The 18,711-nt window shown below is 27.4% G+C and carries 17 protein-coding genes and 1 pseudogene; 9 read left to right on the top strand and 9 right to left on the bottom strand.

Features of this window, described 5'->3' with window-relative positions; all coding sequences use genetic code 11:
• Nucleotides 1-602: 602 nt before the first annotated feature.
• Nucleotides 603-1,112: a hypothetical protein gene (locus B3603_RS22840; protein ID WP_291569143.1), complete on the top strand. Its 510-nt coding sequence runs from the start codon at nucleotides 603-605 to the stop codon at nucleotides 1,110-1,112.
• 321 nt (nucleotides 1,113-1,433) lie between these two features.
• On the opposite strand, the gene B3603_RS22835 is transcribed toward B3603_RS22840, so the two are convergent.
• From B3603_RS22835 to B3603_RS22805, 7 genes and pseudogenes are all read right to left on the bottom strand, one after another.
• On the bottom strand, nucleotides 1,434-1,781 hold the full coding sequence (locus B3603_RS22835; protein ID WP_041173129.1) for a TIGR04076 family protein: 348 nt from the start codon (nucleotides 1,779-1,781) through the stop codon (nucleotides 1,434-1,436).
• A 90-nt stretch (nucleotides 1,782-1,871) separates the two neighbouring features.
• A complete protein-coding gene (locus B3603_RS22830) occupies nucleotides 1,872-2,252 on the bottom strand; it encodes a DUF6262 family protein (protein WP_291569142.1) in 381 nt (126 codons plus the stop codon).
• A gap of 1 nt (nucleotide 2,253) precedes the next feature.
• Nucleotides 2,254-3,411, bottom strand: a complete 1,158-nt coding sequence (locus B3603_RS22825) for a tyrosine-type recombinase/integrase (RefSeq protein WP_291569141.1) — start codon at nucleotides 3,409-3,411, stop codon at nucleotides 2,254-2,256.
• 209 nt (nucleotides 3,412-3,620) lie between these two features.
• A complete protein-coding gene (locus tag B3603_RS22820; RefSeq protein ID WP_291569140.1) occupies nucleotides 3,621-3,833 on the bottom strand; it encodes a hypothetical protein in 213 nt (70 codons plus the stop codon).
• A pseudogene (locus B3603_RS22815) lies at nucleotides 3,823-4,956 on the bottom strand (tyrosine-type recombinase/integrase). The gene B3603_RS22820 and the pseudogene B3603_RS22815 overlap by 11 nt, the downstream one beginning before the upstream one ends.
• 234 nt (nucleotides 4,957-5,190) lie before the next feature.
• The gene (gene rluF, locus B3603_RS22810) at nucleotides 5,191-5,946 is read right to left on the bottom strand and encodes a 23S rRNA pseudouridine(2604) synthase RluF (RefSeq protein ID WP_291569139.1); all 756 of its coding nucleotides are present in this window, start codon (nucleotides 5,944-5,946) and stop codon (nucleotides 5,191-5,193) included.
• A gap of 350 nt (nucleotides 5,947-6,296) precedes the next feature.
• Nucleotides 6,297-6,449, bottom strand: coding sequence for a hypothetical protein (locus B3603_RS22805; protein ID WP_291569154.1), 153 nt, complete (start codon nucleotides 6,447-6,449; stop codon nucleotides 6,297-6,299).
• A gap of 406 nt (nucleotides 6,450-6,855) precedes the next feature.
• Here B3603_RS22805 and B3603_RS22800 point away from each other — a divergent pair, with 406 nt between their 5' ends.
• Complete coding sequence (locus B3603_RS22800) at nucleotides 6,856-8,025, top strand: N-acetylglucosaminidase (protein ID WP_291569138.1); 1,170 nt, start codon at nucleotides 6,856-6,858, stop codon at nucleotides 8,023-8,025.
• Between the two features lie 35 nt (nucleotides 8,026-8,060).
• Here B3603_RS22800 and B3603_RS22795 read toward each other — a convergent pair whose 3' ends face one another.
• Nucleotides 8,061-8,627 (bottom strand): hypothetical protein, encoded by a 567-nt coding sequence (locus B3603_RS22795; RefSeq protein ID WP_291569137.1) that lies wholly within the window; start codon nucleotides 8,625-8,627, stop codon nucleotides 8,061-8,063.
• Between the two features lie 837 nt (nucleotides 8,628-9,464).
• On the opposite strand from B3603_RS22795, the gene B3603_RS22790 reads away from it, so the two are divergent.
• Nucleotides 9,465-11,027 carry a hypothetical protein gene (locus tag B3603_RS22790; protein ID WP_291569136.1) on the top strand — a complete coding sequence of 521 codons (1,563 nt, stop codon included), beginning with the start codon at nucleotides 9,465-9,467 and terminating at the stop codon, nucleotides 11,025-11,027.
• Nucleotides 11,028-11,387: 360 nt separating this feature from the next.
• Here B3603_RS22790 and cls read toward each other — a convergent pair whose 3' ends face one another.
• Nucleotides 11,388-12,842, bottom strand: coding sequence for a cardiolipin synthase (cls, locus tag B3603_RS22785; RefSeq protein WP_291569135.1), 1,455 nt, complete (start codon nucleotides 12,840-12,842; stop codon nucleotides 11,388-11,390).
• Between the two features lie 479 nt (nucleotides 12,843-13,321).
• Here cls and B3603_RS22780 point away from each other — a divergent pair, with 479 nt between their 5' ends.
• From B3603_RS22780 to B3603_RS22755, 6 genes are all read left to right on the top strand, one after another.
• The gene (locus B3603_RS22780) at nucleotides 13,322-14,200 is read left to right on the top strand and encodes a YitT family protein (protein WP_291569134.1); all 879 of its coding nucleotides are present in this window, start codon (nucleotides 13,322-13,324) and stop codon (nucleotides 14,198-14,200) included.
• A 275-nt stretch (nucleotides 14,201-14,475) separates the two neighbouring features.
• Entirely contained in the window at nucleotides 14,476-15,960 is a 1,485-nt protein-coding gene (locus tag B3603_RS22775; RefSeq protein ID WP_291569133.1) for a leucyl aminopeptidase, read from the top strand.
• A 486-nt stretch (nucleotides 15,961-16,446) separates the two neighbouring features.
• Complete coding sequence (locus tag B3603_RS22770; RefSeq protein WP_291569132.1) at nucleotides 16,447-17,025, top strand: TetR/AcrR family transcriptional regulator; 579 nt, start codon at nucleotides 16,447-16,449, stop codon at nucleotides 17,023-17,025.
• A gap of 11 nt (nucleotides 17,026-17,036) precedes the next feature.
• Nucleotides 17,037-17,759 carry an ATP-binding cassette domain-containing protein gene (locus B3603_RS22765; RefSeq protein WP_291569131.1) on the top strand — a complete coding sequence of 241 codons (723 nt, stop codon included), beginning with the start codon at nucleotides 17,037-17,039 and terminating at the stop codon, nucleotides 17,757-17,759.
• Entirely contained in the window at nucleotides 17,759-18,451 is a 693-nt protein-coding gene (locus B3603_RS22760; RefSeq protein WP_291569130.1) for an ABC transporter permease, read from the top strand. Before B3603_RS22765 ends, B3603_RS22760 begins: the two co-directional genes overlap by 1 nt.
• Before the next feature lie 22 nt (nucleotides 18,452-18,473).
• Complete coding sequence (locus B3603_RS22755; protein WP_291569129.1) at nucleotides 18,474-18,686, top strand: hypothetical protein; 213 nt, start codon at nucleotides 18,474-18,476, stop codon at nucleotides 18,684-18,686.
• Nucleotides 18,687-18,711 lie beyond the last annotated feature (25 nt).

Here is an 18,711-nt window from a genome sequence, read left to right as displayed (position 1 = left end):
TTAAAAGATTGTAAATTAATTAACAGAGTTTATGGTAAAAGAAGAATTATATAAAAAATATAAAAATTAGTATATGCAACTTATCCCCAAATTATTCACAATTATGTGGATAATGTTAATAATATTGATAAAATAATATAATAAAAGTAAAATAATTTTAAAAAATATTTTGATAATATTATATTTTTCAAATAAACACTTTTTTATTAGACTATTAACATCAATTCCACAAATTATCAACATGCAAAATGTGGACAATGTGTATAAGTAAAAACTTATCCACAGAATCTTGATAAATTTTTAGAATTTTAAATAGAAATATCTTAGAAGCTGTATATTGATTGTTGATAACTTATTAGTGTTAATTAATTAACTAAATCTAAATATTAATATTATTTAAAGCATTTGCAAAAAATTAATAAAGTGATATAATTATCCATGGTGATCACTAAGGTTAAAAATGTCAAAAATAAGGGACTATAATGCTTTATTAAAATACCAAATATTTCTTATTAAAATACTAAATATTTTAAACTAATATTAATTTTTATGGCTAAATAGCAGATGGCTAAATAGCTGATTGTTTTTAGGAGGAAATAATTATGAAAAAAGTATTATCTATTATTTTAGCTGGAATGATGACATTCTCACTAACAGCTTGTGGAAGTAAGGCAACAACTGAAACAAGTAAAGAAGTTACTAAAGAAGAAACAAAAACAGAAGAGGTTAAACATGAAAGCTTTGAATCATTATTAAATGCAATAGCAGAAAAAGATTATAGCTATTCAGAGGTTGACACTATAAAAATAATGAAAGAAGAAGATGTAACTAAGTATCAAGAAAAAGCAAAAGCTATAGTTGATAAAGCAATGGAAGATAATAAAATAGAAGTAGCAAAAGCAAAAGTTTATCCATATTATAGAAATGCAAATGGGGATAAATCAGAGAAAGATTATGTAGTTGTTTATGGAGATGATAAAGCTCCTACTACAGTTTATGAAATAATATTAAATATTTCAGACGAATTTGAGCCAAGCTTAAAAGAAGTTAAAGAAACAAAAGATATAATTGATGATCAATTTAAAACTTTATTTGCTGATGAAGTAAAATAGTTTTCAACAGTAAATTAACAAGTTATCCACAGTGGACATGTTAATACTGTGGATTAAAAAAGCATGGAGCGTATGTTATCAAGAGTAAAATTTAAAAAATCTTAAAAAAACTTAGGTTTTACATACTATATATGTGTAGTATTTAATATTAATAAAGTCCAGCAAAATTTTTGCTGGACTTTATTTCATAATATATTAAATCTACTCACTAAATTTATAATATGTAAAAATTATTCTTTTAATAGTGAATATAAACTCAACTACAAACTGAAATTTATATATTTCGGCTTATCTTCAAACTGAGCATAATAAAAATCAAAACTAATCAAAAAACTTCCCCTTATAAAAATTCTCATTGTCAAGTTTCTTTGCCGTCAGCCTGAACATGACGCAGCCATCTGGGCATACAATGTCCTTGCTATATTTGCCATTGCCGCCAATGTTCTCTAAATCTCCGCCACTTCTGACCGACTCCATGATTGGGAACATAATCATCATGACCTTGGAACAGATACCCTGTCCATCCGCATTTATGGGACAGCCATAGGTGCAGGTATACTTATCCCCGACTTCCTCGCCGTTTCGGCAGTACCGCTCTGTATGGTCACTGCGAAGAAACCCAGTTACCTCAATTTCAAATTCGTACTCCTCATCATACCATTTTTTCATAATTAACCTCCAAATTCTAATTTATGAAGCTCAATTTAGTGAAATTGTAACTTAATTTATATATTTAATTGTACCATAATTTTCAACGATTTATAATTGTTTATATATCTCAGCATAATTAACTTTGAGTTGTTCTTTAAGTTCTTTATTTTCTTCTTCAAGTCTTTTGATTTTTCTTTTTAAACTGGCTATAATAGCATCTTTATTATTATCATTCATCTCTCTTTTAATTTGTGATGGAGTGGGTACTTGCGACTGCTGGTGTCTAAGTGTTTCAATACGCTCCCTAATATTTTTATTATCGTATAAAGTTTTTTTAGTAATTCCACTTTCACTTGCGACACTATTAAAGTTAATAGGCTTTTGAACCTTTATAAGTCTTTGTATTGCTTTATCTACCTTTTCTTGGGTTATAGCCTTACGTTTACTATGCAATTCTTTTAAATGCTCTGTACGGTTATAGTTGTTCAATTTAATTGACCTGCTTCTTTAGCTTATCTAGCCTACTGTAAATCATACTTCCTTGAGATATTTTAGAATAAATATTTTCGTATAATTTTAATAATTCTTCATTCTCATTTACCATTTCAGTTCTGTTATACATTTTAGCATTTTCAATCATAGTTTTAGTTGAACTTATTAATATTTCGTACTTAATTGTATCACCTTCAAATGCTCCGACACATAAGTCCTTACAAGGACTTCCGTTATTACAAGTTAAGCAAGGTGGCTGTTTAGCATAACTACATTTACCATTTTTTCTTTGCATACAAGTACCATATGGAGTATCAAGAGTATTTAATTTATGATTTGTATATAGCATATCTAATATATCAGATGGTATTTCACCATCATTTTCTTCTTTTAACTTATCACTTTCATCAAAACTAAAGATACCTTGTTTTATTGCGTTATCGAATACTTTTCTTTTAGTATCATCAAGTAATTTAGCATATCTCATTGTCATTTCGGGCGAAGCGTGAGCCAATAATTCTTGAACTGTAAGTATATCAGCACCACCATTTAACATTTTGAGGGCATAAGTATGTCTGAAAGAGTGATCTTTAAAATGATATCTATTACCAACTTCATCAGTTATGTTATAATCTATTGCTAATAAATTTAGACTTTGTTGAACCCATCTTTGAGCATACGGTTTACATTTTCGAGAACCTTTATATCTTACAAAAATATAGTTCTCTGGATTATTATCTTCATTACTGTATTTCTTAGTATTTTCAATTAAAACTGCTAACATATTAGCAAGTTCATCATCTATAGGTATTCTATGACCTTCTACATAAGTTTTTTCTATGTCTGTTTCTATCCAAAACTTATTATTTAATTTAACTAAGCAATCTTGTTTTAATTCTAAAACATCGGATATTCTAAGTCCTGTTTTAAACATTGTATAAACTACTGGCACAACTTCTTTATGGAGATTATTTATGTTATCAAATAATTGCTCTAACATAAACTCTGGAACATAATCTATTTGGGCATCAGATTTTTTAGGCACTTTAGGTTTATCTTCTGGAAATATTAAAACTCTAACATTTTTTATAGGAGCAATATCATATTCTCTGATTTGAATATCTGATAAAAACGTTTGAATACATGACAATGACATTGCAATAAATTGCTTAGGTTTAGCATTTTTTTGAGTTAACTTTTCTTTAGCATACTTATTTAGCCATTCTATATATTTTAATATATGTTGTCTTTCTAATCTATTTAAATCATTCCAAGTAGGTTCTAATTCACATATATAATTTATAAATGGTGGTATAATAGAGAAAATCCTCTGTGCTGTACTCCAAGAAAATTTGTTATTAGCAATTAATCTTTTTTTATATATTTTTTAATTTCTTCTCTAATTTTAGGATTATTTTTATCATTTTCTAAAAAATAGGTTGTTGATATTTCTATATATGTTACTGATTTATCTTCATTTATTGTTTTTTCAATATATTTAGATAAAGTTTCAGTTATTTTGTCTTTGGGTTTAATTGCTGTATCATGTGTAACAATGTTCACTATATTATTTGCCATTAGTATCTCCTTTACTTATCTGAAATAATGGTTGTGCTATTTCCCAACTGGCTCTTATATCTTCATCAGAAGGGTGTAGATACATATTTATAGTAGTTTGTATATGTGAGTGTCCCAAACGCTCTTGTACTTCTTTTATATTCTTATTATTTTGATAATAAATAGTAGCATGAGTATGCCTTAAAAGATGAGCGTGAACATATATTCCAGTTTTCTTTTTAAGTCTTTTAAATAAATCACTAACATCTTGATATTATAAAGGCTGACCTTTATTTTTCCCTCTTAGTTTTACAAACACAAAGTTAGTATCAATTTCTAATTCATCTAAAATATCGTAAGCATAATCATCAAATAAATCTATTAATTCTTGTGATACATATATTTCTCTTTCCCATGTTTTTAGTCTTGCTCCGTTAGGAAGTTCCCCTCTATCAACTAATTTAACCCTGTGACCTTTATTGTGGTCAAATATAATATCCTCTATAAATAAAGATAAGGCTTCGCCTATTCGGAGTCCTGTTTCAAACAATAACTTTATTAAAAATTCATCTCTAATATTAGTAGTAGCATTATAGACTTTTTGCATTTCTTCTTTTGTTAGAACTTTAACTTTACGTCTTGGTTCTTTTATTTTCAATATATTCTTGCTTGTAGGTTTATCTTTATTTACATGATATAAAAAGTCCTTGTAATGCTTATTACCACCTGTAAATACTTGCTTCATAAGTTTATCAATCATATCATTGTTTATTTCTTCTGTTCTATATAAATAATCATAAAAGTTAGTTACAACCGTTATAGTTAGATTTACCGTTCTTTCAGTTCTTTTTGCTTTGGTTGGTTTTAAATTAACTACCTTATTGCTTTCAGAAGGATTTCTAAGCCATCCTACAAAGTCAGATATTATATTTATATTAACGCTCCTATAATCTACATCTATTTCTTGTAGATATTCAAAATATAGTTTTAAGGAGTAGCAGTAAGTCTTTTGAGTGTTAAAACTCTTTTCGCTATTGTCTATATATTTTAAATATCTTGCTACAGGAATTACTGGTAGTCTGTTATTATCAACTAATAAATATCTTCTTTGGTTAGTATCTAACTTTACTTCTTGTACTCTCATCTTCTGTTCACCTTCTTCATACTTATCTTTTTCTATACCTTATATACTATACAAACTATTCTTATTTATTTTTCTCTATTTAATATGTGTACCATATAAAAAAAGATATAGAGTTTAGTAGTTTATTATACTAACTATCCTATATCTTTCTTACTCTATTTAACATGCGCTCCATGCTTTTTATTATAGGAAATTATGAAAAGAAGCTGTATGGCTAATTTATAAAATTAGAAATTACTTATTAATTTTTATAGACGCTTCTTCTGTTTTTACTGAGCTTTCTACAAGCTGATTTATAGTATTCATTTCTTCTTTCGTCAAATATCTCCAATTACCAATAGGTATATTATCAACGGTCACGTTCATGATTCGAATTCTTTCTAATTTAGTAACGTTATATCCTAAATATTGGCACATTCTTCTGATTTGTCTATTTAAACCTTGAGTTAATATTATTCTAAAGACATATTTGCTTTCTTTTTTAACTTTACATTTTTTTGTTATTGTATCTAATATAGGCACTCCACTGCTCATTTTATGAATGAAGTCATTGGTAATGGGCTTGTCAACAGTAACTATATATTCTTTTTCATGATTGTTTCCTGCTCTTAAAATTTTATTTACTATATCTCCATCATTAGTTAAGAATATTAATCCTTGAGAAGGTTTGTCTAATCTTCCTATGTGAAATATTCTTTCAGGATAGTTAATATAGTCTATTATATTTCCTTTTATATGTCTTTCAGTAGTGCAAGTAATTCCTACAGGTTTATTGAAAGCAATATAAACTTGTTTCTTTTTAGGCTTAATTATTTTATTATTAATTTTAACTATATCTTCAGAAGTTACTTTTGAGCCTATTTCTGCTTTTTTATCATTTATATATACGAAGCCTTTTTCGATTAGTCTATCTGCCTCTCTTCTAGAACAAAATCCACTTTCGCTAATATATTTATTTAGTCTTATTTCTTCACTAATATGGCCAGTCATATTACACCTTCCTTTAAATATCAACATTATTAATTATTATATACTTTGAACCTCTCACCACTAAAGTGGCGAGATTCTTTATACGTTGTTTGATATTTAAGTTTCCGCTTATAATTAAGCCACCCTTAAACGTATTGGATTGTTCAAAAATCCATTATCTTATCTAAAGACTTTGGAGTATATTTTAAATACTTTCTTAAAATATTATAGCTTCCATTTATATCAGCATTAATTAATATACCTCCATTTGATTTAAATAATCCATGCTGAATTCTTCTTGATTTATTATAGTGCTTTTTATCTATTGGCTCTAAATCTAAAGCACTACAACCACTTGTATAACTTTCATTTTATATATTAACTGTTATTCCTAATAATTTAGCTTTATATTTAACCTTATGTACTAATTGTTCTTGAGGTATTTGAACAAAGTTTTTAGCAGTGTTTTCTTGTTTAATTCCACTAAAATCACCTATAGCAACAGTATGACATCTATTAGCTATAGCTAAACTTATTATCTTTTTACTTGATTTATGAATATAATCTTTAATGAAATTATTTCTTCTATAATTTTTAATTGTTCTTGATCTAATTTAGGATAATATTTAAAGTTTAATTTCATCTTTTCACCTTCCTTTTTAAGATTATAACATACGTTGACGATTCATCCTATGACTGAAGTTACGGGTATTCTCGTCACGTTTATGATTATAAAATCTATATTAACTCGCTTAAAATACAAATTTATTATAGGAGAATATGAGAAAATTTATTAAAAAGGGAAAATAATTATATAAAAGGTATGGAATTTCATGTATAATTTAAAATAAGTTTTATAATATATGTAAAATATTATAAAGCTTATTTTAATTTTTAAAAATTTTTAAACTAGGGGGGAGGAGAAATCATATGAAAAAACTTTGGCGTAGCTTAGGTACTATAGTTATGACTATGATATTTATATTTTTGTTAAATATTAACATTGCTAAGGCTTCAATTTTAGAAATAGAACATAAGATTGATCAACCTATTAATAAAGTTTGGACGATATATCTTAATGATAGATTGAGCAGCAATATGATAAATAATCTATCTGATAATATTATAGTCATAACAGCTAATAGTGAGCGTCCAGCTGTAACTTTTAGTTATGATGCTACTAATAAAACAATTAGAGTAAATCCGCCATCTGGTGGTTATAAGTATAATGAAACTTATAGCATTATGGTGAAAGATTCTCTAGTTAGCGAAAATGGAGTTAAACTTATTTCAGGTGCAGTTACAGATTTTACTACGGTTAAAGCACCAAATAGTACAGTAAACACAAGTAAGGGAACAGTAACTTACAAAGATTATGGATTTACCTTAGATCAATTTGTGGACAAGCAGATGAATCAACGTCCAATATATAACCGTTGGGCACCGTTTAATACAAGTGCAAGCCGTATAAGTGTTAAGCAATTTGCTGATGCAGAAAGATTTTCAGTAAGTGATTATGGTATGTACCAATTTTTAAAGTTGAACTATATGGAAGGCATAACTGCTAATGATTTAGATGTTCAGCTTAAAGGAAAAGGTATTTTAAATGGATTAGGAAAAGCTTTCGATAGTGCTGCAAAGAAGTATAATGTAAGCCAAGCTTATTTAGTGGCACACTCAATTTTAGAAACAGGAAATGGAACTTCTAAACTTGCTACTGGTGTGGATTATAAAGCTCCAGATGGAAAGACTGTTAAAGTGTACAATTTATTTGGTATAGGCGCATTCGATAGTGATCCTATAAATGGAGGAGCTAAAAGAGCCTATGAAGAAGGATGGATGACTCCTGAAAAAGCTGTTGAAGGTGGAGCAAAATGGATAGCTGAAAATTATATACATAGGTCAGAATCATCATCCAGAGAGCCAGACCAAGATACACTATATAAAATGAAATGGAATGTAGAAAATTTTGCCAGTCCTTGGCATCAGTATGCAACAGATATAGCTTGGGCTTATAAACAGGTAGGTAGAATTAAAAATATATTAGATAATATACCAAATGCTAAATTGCAATTTGAAATACCTAGATTTGTAAAATAAAAGGTTTTGACTTTTAGTCAAAACCTTTTATTTTATTAAAATTTATTATTATTATTATTTACATTTATAATATATTTTTTCTCATCAGCATATTTTATAAACTTTTCTAGATCCAAAATATTATTCTTTTTATTTTTAGTTACATATATTTTTACTTCACCCATATGAAATCCATCCGGTATCTTTAATTGCTTTTGGTTAATAGCCTCATCAAATAACATCATTAATCCATCATTTAGGGAATTTCCCACAATATTTACGCTATTAGTTAATTTAAATCCATTAGAATCTGTAGCAGATGCTTTTACTATCTTATTGTTATTATTAACATCTATTTTAACAGTACAATTCATATCTGCAACTAAAGATGTTTTAACAGAAAAAGCATTAAAAATATATATGATACCTGCAATTAAGAAGATAAATATTATTCCAGGAATTAAATATGAGAAGAAAGTAGGTTTTTTAATTACACTGCCAGTATAAAGTTGCCCAATAACAGGCTTTACATTGTTTCGTCTTACAGTAACAAACTCTTTGCCTTTTGTAACTAGATAAACTTTATTACCATCAATATTAATGACCTTACCAGTTTTATCCATAAATAATCACTCTTTCATCTAAGTATTAGAATTAGACATATGAAATAAAATAACTAGTTAAAGATGGGACATATATTTTGCATCAGACAAGAAGATAGGTATTCATGATAGTATACTATTATAGAGCTCTGACGACGCAGTATGATACAAAATATATGAACATACTGACTAGTTATTTCTTGAATATGCCTTAAATAAACTGCTGTAGATTTTATATTAAGCACATGATTTGGGTTTAAAAACCATTAATTTTATTATTGATATAATAAATATTTTACTGTTAAAATCTAGATAAGTATATAATAGCACATAATTGAATGTTGGTGAAAGAAATAGTATGTATTGTGAATTAGATTTTATAAGAGACTGCAAATATAAAAGTAAAATTATTAGAAAAGAAAATTATAGATGTAGAAAGATTAGAAGAAAATAGTTCTGTTTTTTTAAGGAATATAAAATTAAAGAATTAATGAGATTAAAAACAGTAGAAATAAATTTTAATAAATTGAAATATGCTTTTCAAGATTGCAAGTATTAAATGGTAAATATATGTAATTACGTAGAGAAATAATATCTTTAATAGATTGTATAATATTAGATTTGGAATAGAATATTTATGAAAAATTGTTATAATATTCTTATAATTAAATTTCAAATTGTATTTAATAACTAAGTAAGCTATATTTTGCATTCATATCTACTACATATTTGTACTTAGACTGCAAAGTAGTCTAACAGTACTTTTGTTACAATTGAATACGAAAGGAGAAGCCAAGAATAATTAATTAAACAAAATATATCAAAGGTTTTAAATTTATGGGGTAGGGGGACAGCTTAATGAAAAATACTAAGAAAATTTATTCTATAATAATAGGGATTATGTTAATATCTATATTAATATTTCAGTATGTTATTAATGTAAATCTTTATAAAAATCCACCATCTGATAGATGGAGCAAGGAAGTGCAAATAGGTAAGGGAGATATTAAAAACAATCCAGTTCTGATTAAAGATGATGATAAAATTATAGTAGGGTATGAAAATAAAGATCAACTATGCTTAGTTGCAACGGATAGAGTAGGAAAAAAATTAAATGAGAAAAGCTATAATGTAAATGAAGACTTTATAATGGATACTACACTTGTTAAAACTAAAGATGGATATTTATTTAACTTCAGATCTACGGAAAATTCAATAGGTTATATAGGTACTTTAGTTTTAGATAAAGATTTTAACAAAATTGATGAGCGAAGAATAACTAATGTAAATTCCATGTGTCAATTAGAAGATAACTTGTTATTAATAAGCTATAATGACAGGCTGGAACTAATAAATACGGAAACCTCTTATAAAACTTCTATTAATACTAAAAAAGCAGATATGATTTCAGCAGTAAAAAATAAAGATGGCTACTTTATAAGTTTATTACAAGATGAAAGGGATTTTAAGGCAGTATATATAAAAGATAATAAGTTTCAAGAGATAAGGGACATAATAACAATAGAAAGAATAGACAATCTATCTTATAGTAACCTAGCTTGTTCACAGGATGATAAATATGGATATATATTAATAGAACAAAAATATAAAGGTGAATTTATGGGTACTAGAGTAATTCAGTTTGATTTAAAGGGAGATGAAGTAACTTTAAAAGAATTAAAAGTTAATAATAACAAGAATGTTCATGATAATGTAGGTATTTATTCAGAAGAAGGTGCTAGGTTCTTAGCCACTACAGAAAGAGTTTTTGGTAAAAAAGATATTCAAGAAAATATAGTGGATTATGTTATTGATGATGGAGAAGTTAAGTTTTTTGATTATGCAACAAGACTTAGAAATCTTTGTATATATCCTTCTATAAATGAGGATATAATGGCATTCATAAGTTTTTCTGGACAAGATCAATATAATGTTAATTTAGCTTCCATGAATGATGAGTTTAAAGAAGTTAATAATGTTCCTAGAAATTCAGAGTATGGTATGGCATTTACTGCAATGTTGCAAGGTTCTTTATATGCATTAGCGTATATATTTGTATATGGATTAAGATGGATAATACCTTCATTAGTACTAGTAGGAATAATAAGCTTTTTTGATTATAGTATTAGTACTAGTAAGAGACTTAAATTATTTATAGGTAGTGGGATTATAACTACAATCATAAAAATTATGAGCATCATTTCTGTAGTATATACTCAATATCATTATGCAATTCCAGATGTAATTGCATCGAAATTTATAGGAGCAATGATTTGTATAATAATAAGCTTCTTTAGCTATGCTTTAGCATATGAAATGTATAAAAAAGATTTAGATAATGTTATGATGATTTCCTTTTCTATAGGATTACTAATAGATACAGCATTAACTTTATTAGTCTTTGTACCATCAATGGTATAATTTATGCAACAGAAATAACTTTATAATTAAAATTAATAATAAGTAAGAGGCAACTGATATGCAGTATATTATAGGGTTCCACAATAAAAATTTAATTTATACGTTATTCTAATTTCCATAACAAAAATTCTTTTCTATAAATTAAAAATTAAGAATGAAAAATGAAGAATTATAGTTAAAACTCCACGGCTAAAGCCTTTGGAGTTTTTTAAAATTAATTTTATTTTAGAAATTCACTCTTAGTAAATTTCATCATCAATTCTTCATTCTTAACTATTAATTCTTAATCTTCAAGGAATTAAGCTATTCTTATAGAAAGTTTATTTTCCACAGTATATTTTAAGTCTTCACACTGTATCCCTATAGCATTGGTGATAAAAGTCTTGATACAGCCTCCTTAATTCGTACTATTAAGCTCCTTTTTTTCATATGCTCTTCAGTTAGAAAGGTTGAGCTTTTAATATCATTTAAAAAGGAATCTTCTACATCTTTAGTAGTATCTTCATCATATATTATAGCATTTACTTCAAAGTTTAAGTTAAAACTTCGTATATCCCAATTAGCAGTTCCAATACTACACATTCTTCCATCTACTGCTATCATTTTACTATGGATAAATCCAGTATTATATGTATAACATTTTACACCTGCTTCAATTAAGTCCCATACGTAAGATTTACTAGCCCAATAAACAAACATATGATCAGGTTTAGCAGGTATTATAATTCTTACATCAATACCAGATAGTGCAGCTATTTTTAGTGCTGTTAATATACTATCATCTGGAACTAAATACGGCGTTTCTATATAAATATTTTTTTCAGCTCTATTAATCATTTTTAAATAAGCATTTCTTATAGCACCCCATTGAGAATCTGGACCACTAGAAATAATTTGAGCACATTTATTACCTATTTGTCCTTTTATAGGGAAATACTTAGGTCCCATTGTTATATCTTCTTTTGCAGCAAATCTCCAATCAAGTAAAAATCTCATTTCCAAAGAATCTACAGCATCTCCAGTTATATAAAGATGCATATCTCTCCAAAATCCAAATTTTTTAGAACGGCCTAAATATTCATCTCCTATATTAAGGCCACCAATAAAACCATGAATTCCATCTATAGTACAAATTTTTCTATGATTTCTGTAATTTACTCTTAAATTTATATAAGGTATAAAAGGTGGGAAAAAGCAGCTAATTTCACCACCAGCTTTTACAAGGGGTTGAAAGAAATTTTTAGGAAGTCTTAAACATCCCATTCCATCATATAAAAGTTTAACTTCAATACCTTCTTTAGCCTTCTCTACCAATACATTTAATATCTCATTTCCAATATCATCATTTTTAAATATATAATATTCCATGTGTATAAAATTTTTAGCGTTTTTAAGACACTCTATAAGCTTAGGAAATTTTTCATCGCCATTGTTTAAAAGCTGGATGTCATTATTGCTTGTAAAAATAGCATTATCTGTACTTAGATTTAACCTAATAAAATCATGATATTCAGATAATAGTTCATTATTTTTTACTATATAATCATTTTTTAATATGTTTTTCTGATCTTTAGTAATAGAAAGTAAATTATCTTCTTCTTCTTTTTTATAATAGAAAAATTTTTGCTTTCTTAAGTCTTGACCTACAAATAAATAGAGTACGAATCCCAAAATGGGAATAAAATACATAATCATAATCCATGTCCAAGTACTTGCAGGATTCCTTCTTTCAAAAAGGATTACTATAACAGCAAAAACTATATTAATTAAAAATATAAAATTAAAAATATCTTTAAAAATACTATAAAATTCCATCATACTCTCCTTAAAGTTATAATTATAAAGAAAATTAGGTTAGAGTTACGGTTATATAATCTTAACTTCATTTGTGTTAACTATATTATTAGTTTTCACTATTACTAAACAAATATTAGCTCTAAAATATTACATTATTATAAAATTTTAAGAAGCCAATAATATGATAACACAAATTATAGTTATAAGCTTTAAAAATAATTATAATTTAAATTTAAAAATGAATTAAAGTAACTATTAAGTTCTATAATTAAGGAAGAATATACTAGGTATTTTAAATAAAATCACTAGAAATACTGATTAATTATTTTAAATATAATTAAATTAGCTTACGATGTAAATCCTATATTATATCATTATATTATAAGAATTATATTTCCATAAATAGTTTATTTACAATACATTAATAGCTTGTTTACAACTAATATTAAATATGTTATAACATATGAGTGTTTATTGATACAAAGGAGGGAATGATGATGGAAAAGGTTTTCAAAAAAGAAGAACTAATGAAATATTTTATGATAATATTAGGAACAACTCTGTTAGCTTCAGCTATAAATATGTTTTTTAAACCTAATCAATTAGTTATAGGAGGAATTTCAGGACTTGCCATAGTTTTAGAATATATTACATCTAAAATAATTGGATATGGAATTCCACTTTGGATAACAAATATAGTTGTTAATATTCCACTATTTATATTAGGGATAAAATTAAAAGGAAAGTCCTTTGGGGGTAAAGCTATATTTGCTTCATTATACTTATCCTTTGCGTTATGGTATACAGAGTTTTTACCAGTTATAAATGTAGAATTAATATTAGTAAGTATATTTGGGGCTATTATATTAGGAGCAGGAATAGGGCTAGTATTAAAGGCATCTGCTAGCACAGGAGGAACAGACCTTGCAGCAACAATTATAAAACATGTGTTTCCAAGTGTGTCTTTAGCTAAAGTCATGGGACTTATAGATACATGTATAATTATTTTAGGAATAGTAGTATTTGGCGTACAAAAGGGAATGTATGCATTAATAGCTATATATATTATATCCACAGTAGTAGATAATATAATAAGTGGTGGTAATGCTTCGAAATCAGTACATATTATTTCTGATAAAGCTGATGAAATTGCAGTAGCTTTAATGAAAGAGTTAAATAGGGGAGTTACAGGTCTAAACGGTACAGGAATGTATACTAAAGAAAATAAAAAAATACTATTTGTTGTCTGCGATAAAAATGAAATAGTAGAATTACAAAGAATAGTAAAAGAAATAGATGATAAAGCATTTTTAACAATAACAGATATTAAAGAAGTTTTTGGTAGAGGCTTTTCAGAACCACAAGTTATAAAATAATAAGAGATTATAGGAAAGATAACTAGTAAGTATGATAATACATTTGACTAGTTATTTTACTTTAAATAACTAAATATAAAAGTCAATAACAATGTTTAGTAATAATTTTACTTTTTAATAATTTTATCTTTAAGGAAAATAGTATTTATTATAAATTAAAGAATTTTCTGATATAATGTAGTTGACAATAAGATTTTATATGGATAAAATCTAAATAATAAAGAAAATCAATTGATACTAATTATCCGTATTGATTTATGAAGGGGGATAATAGAATGAATATAAAAGCATATGATTTTAAAAATTTTAATGAGTTATCCGATGTAAAAGCTATATTTATATTTGAAGGTATGAAAGAAGTTGGCAAAAACTTATCTGATGATGTTATAAAAAATTCAATTGCTCACGTTTTAGAGGTTGAAGATTTTAAAGGTACAAATGGAGAAATTTTAGTTTTAAATCTTCTAAGAAAAGAGGCTCCAACTAAGCTAATATTAGCAGGATTAGGTAAAAAAGAAAGTTTTCAAATAGAGAAGTTAAGAAAAGTCACAGGAAAGGCTATTAAAGAAGCTATAAAATTAAAAGCTAAGTCAGTGGATATACATGTAGGTGCACTTAAAGAAACTGATTCTATGGGTGATGCTATTAAGGCAATAACAGAAGTTTCGGTAATGTCAACCTACAGATTTGACACATATAAGAGTGAAAAGAAACCAGTAGAACTTGAAACAGTAAATATATTGGCTTGTAACTTAGATTCATATGAGGACATAATAAACGAAGGCATTTCTTTAGGAGAAGGAAATATAATTACTAGACAATTAGTAAACGAACCGGCAAATGTTTTATTTCCAAGAGAGCTTGCTAATAGAACAGTTGAAATAGGTAAAAAAGCAGGCTTTGAAGTTGAAGTTTATAGTGAAGAGGAAGTTGAAAGATTAGGAATGACTTCATTCTTGACAGTAGGAAAAGGTTCAGACAAGGAATCTGTGCTTATTGTTATGAGATATATGGGAGATAGTGAAAATCAAGATAATATACTAGGTCTTGTAGGTAAAGGATTGACTTATGATACTGGTGGATATTCATTAAAACCATCAGCAAGTATGGATACTATGAAATCAGATATGGGTGGTGCAGGTGCTGTTATAGGTGCTATGCACACTATAGCTAAAATGAAATTAAAAGTTAATGTAGTAGCTGTAGTAGCTTCTTGTGAAAATTGTATTTCTGGAGGAAGTTATAAACCAGGTGATATAATAGGATCAATGGCAGGAAAGACTATTGAAGTTTTAAATACAGATGCTGAAGGAAGACTGACATTAGCTGATGCGGTAACATATATTATAAGAAATGAAAAAGTTTCTAAAGTTGTTGATATAGCAACATTAACAGGAGCTGTTATAGTTGCATTAGGAGGTGTTGCAACTGGTGTTATTTCAAATAATGATGAGTTTTACTCAATGCTCGATAAAGCTTCAGAGGTAACAGGAGAGAAGATTTGTAGATTACCTGCTTTTGATGAATATAAAGAACTTATAAAAGCAGAGAATGCTGATCTTAAGAATACTGGTGGCCGTGGTGCTGGTACTATAACAGCAGGATTATTTATAGGGGAGTTTGTTGAAGATAAACCTTGGTTACATCTTGATATAGCAGGTTCTTCATGGACTAATAAGTCACTAGATTATACAACAACTGGTGCAACTGGTGCAGGGGCAAGAATATTATATCAATTAGTAAAAGAACACACAAAATAATTTAGATGCCTAAGGCAAAGAGGCTGTTGCAAAATGACTAAAATTTAGTCAAGAGCGACAGCTTCTTTTAATTTAAATGAGAAATTTCTATAGATAATGAAAATAATTATCGTGTTATATAGATTTTTTTAATTTTAGGCGCACTTTAATAAAGATGCTCTAAGAGTCATCCTCCATGTTTCTCTTATTTATATATCTTCCTTAAAACTTTTTTCTTTCATTTTTCATATGTTTGTGGCTTTATAAATGGTTTGTATTTATTTTCTTGTAAATATGAATAATTTTCCTCGCTTTCATATCCAGAATTAGCAATAACTTTGTTAAGGGGTACCTACTTTTTTCTTCCTATTGTTATTTTCATAAGTATTTTTTAATAGATAAACAAAATTATATATTCTCTTGACAAATTCAATATTACAATTTATCATCACTGTATGACCAAAAATATTTATTCAGTCATACAGTGATTTAAAGGGAGGTATTATCATGGCTAAAAGTTTTACTGAAACTGAAAAAGAGAATATACGAGAAAAATTAATTGCAGAATGCGAAAAAAGTTGGGCTAAATTTGGCTATAAAAAAACTAATCTTGATGAACTCTGTACAAAAGTAGGAATATCCAAGGGTGCTTTTTATCTGTTTTACCGTTCAAAAGAGGAATTATTTTGCGATGTTATTGATGTTATCCAAAAACGATTGCTTTTAATATTTGAAGAAACCTTGGCTGGAACACCAACAAAATACGATTTTGCAAAAGCATTAAAGTTATTATATTTGGAATATGACAAAGGAAACCTTATCTTTGATTTTGATAATCCAGATTTTATAGCATTTATAAATAAAGTCCCAAAAGAATGGCTAGATAAGCATCAACTTAATTCTTTAAATAACATACACGCAATTATTAAGAAATCTAACCTAACTCTTAAAGTTGAAGAAAAAAAGGCTTTAACAGTTTTTGACACACTTTTATCTATAAATATGCGTAAAGAGCAGCTTATTTATGATCACTTTGAAGTATTTAATTTTATGCTTGACAATATGATAGAAGAAATTTTTGAATAGGAGGTGCTGTTTTGGACTATGCAATAGAAGTGCATGATTTATGTAAAGTAATTGATAACCAATTCATATTATCAAATGTGAATATGAAAGTTAAAAAAGGTGAAATTTACGGATTTTTAGGAGCAAACGGAGCAGGTAAAACCACTTTTATGAAAGTATTATTTCACATACTAAAGCCTACCTCCGGCACAATCAATTTGCTGGGCCAGCAGGAGCTAGACAGCAGTAACAAGGTTTTCTCCAGAATTGGCAATATTATTGAAATTCCTGTTTTTTATCAAAACCTAACAGCAAGACAAAATTTGGAACTCCATTGTGACTATATGGGAATTAATTATAAGGCAAATATTGAAAATTCTTTACAAATGGCTGGAGTATCAAATACAGGTGATAAAAAGGTAAAAAAATTTTCACTAGGGATGAAACAAAGGCTTGCCATCGCTAGAGCAATATTGACAAATCCAGAAATTCTAATATTGGATGAACCAATCAACGGACTTGACCCTAAAGGTATATCAGACATCAGAGAACTCCTTATTAAAATTAATAAAGAACAAGGAACTACAATTTTAATATCAAGCCATATTTTAAGCGAGATGGAGAAAATTGCACATACTATCGGCATTATCAACAATGGCATTATTGTGGAAGAATTATCAATGAATGATATTAGAGCAAAAAATATTGATTTAGAGGAGTACTATTTGAAGCTATTAAAGGGGGTAGAGAAATAATGGTAAGTTTAATAGAGCTAGAACTAAAAAGATTTAACCTAAAAAGTCACGTTTTTAGCGTAATAATTGCTAATATAGTCATTCTATTTTTAAGTGTGTTTATGACGTATATGCTTTCAATTGGGCAAATTCCGCAAACCAATTTACCCTCTTTTGAATTGGACACAATAAGCATTAGCAGTATGTTAATCAAAGCTACTTTTTTGGTATGGGAAGCTGTTCTAATAGCAAGGATTATCGTTGAAGAATTTAGAAGTAAAACAATGTCATTGCTTTTTACTTATCCTATTAACCGAAAAAAATTGATAGCCACTAAACTAATGTTGATATTGCTAGTGACATTTGTTTCTATTGTCCTTTCGGAATTCTTTCAAAACATCTGTATATTTGGAGTGAGTAAAGTATTAAATTTTGTTAGTTATGGGATTGCTCCCAAAGACGTTTTTAATCTTGGAATAACAACAATTACAGCGACTTTATTGGGAATGTTACCTCTATATATCGGAATGATACAAAAATCCACTATTGCAACCATTATTTCATCTCTTTTCATTGTTAGCATAGTGGTTAATACACAAGCAGGTACTGGAGGATTAATTTCTATAATACCAATTTCATTAGTATTAGGTGCTGTTGGGTTGTTTTTTGCCGCAATAGCCATAAAAAATATTGTAAACAATGATTTATATTAAATCTTTATGAGGAGGAAGTATCATGAGTAATCTAGATAATTATTTCAATATATCTTTTAACCAGCAATTCTTATTGATTACTTCAATCATTGGTATAGTATTAGGAGCTTTTCTTATAATATTTGGTTTATTAAGAAAAAAGAAAACACAAGGAAAAAATACTCTTGCATGGACTTGCATTGGAATTGGGGTTGCTTCAATCCTATCGAATATCATGCAAATTTTATATTCGTGATATAATTTGCATGATATTCGATAGG

Source organism: Clostridium sp. UBA2485 (assembly GCF_002341865.1).
In the GTDB taxonomy this organism is placed as follows: Bacteria; Bacillota; Clostridia; order Clostridiales; family Clostridiaceae; genus Clostridium_J.
The sequence above is the reverse complement of the archived record's forward strand: the minus strand, read 5'-3'. Positions and strand labels throughout refer to the sequence as shown.

Bases quoted from the DNA above. Each gene is read 5' to 3' on its own strand.
- B3603_RS22820 (WP_291569140.1), bottom strand. From the start codon at position 3,833: ATGGCAAATAATATAGTGAACATTGTTACACATGATACAGCAATTAAA.
- B3603_RS22775 (WP_291569133.1), top strand. From the start codon at position 14,476: ATGAATATAAAAGCATATGATTTTAAAAATTTTAATGAGTTATCCGAT.
- B3603_RS22800 (WP_291569138.1), top strand. From the start codon at position 6,856: ATGAAAAAACTTTGGCGTAGCTTAGGTACTATAGTTATGACTATGATA.
- rluF (WP_291569139.1), bottom strand. From the start codon at position 5,946: ATGACTGGCCATATTAGTGAAGAAATAAGACTAAATAAATATATTAGC.
- B3603_RS22790 (WP_291569136.1), top strand. From the start codon at position 9,465: ATGAAAAATACTAAGAAAATTTATTCTATAATAATAGGGATTATGTTA.
- B3603_RS22770 (WP_291569132.1), top strand. From the start codon at position 16,447: ATGGCTAAAAGTTTTACTGAAACTGAAAAAGAGAATATACGAGAAAAA.
- B3603_RS22780 (WP_291569134.1), top strand. From the start codon at position 13,322: ATGGAAAAGGTTTTCAAAAAAGAAGAACTAATGAAATATTTTATGATA.
- B3603_RS22760 (WP_291569130.1), top strand. From the start codon at position 17,759: ATGGTAAGTTTAATAGAGCTAGAACTAAAAAGATTTAACCTAAAAAGT.
- B3603_RS22835 (WP_041173129.1), bottom strand. From the start codon at position 1,781: ATGAAAAAATGGTATGATGAGGAGTACGAATTTGAAATTGAGGTAACT.
- B3603_RS22825 (WP_291569141.1), bottom strand. From the start codon at position 3,411: ATGTCATTGTCATGTATTCAAACGTTTTTATCAGATATTCAAATCAGA.
- cls (WP_291569135.1), bottom strand. From the start codon at position 12,842: ATGGAATTTTATAGTATTTTTAAAGATATTTTTAATTTTATATTTTTA.
- B3603_RS22755 (WP_291569129.1), top strand. From the start codon at position 18,474: ATGAGTAATCTAGATAATTATTTCAATATATCTTTTAACCAGCAATTC.
- B3603_RS22795 (WP_291569137.1), bottom strand. From the start codon at position 8,627: ATGGATAAAACTGGTAAGGTCATTAATATTGATGGTAATAAAGTTTAT.
- B3603_RS22840 (WP_291569143.1), top strand. From the start codon at position 603: ATGAAAAAAGTATTATCTATTATTTTAGCTGGAATGATGACATTCTCA.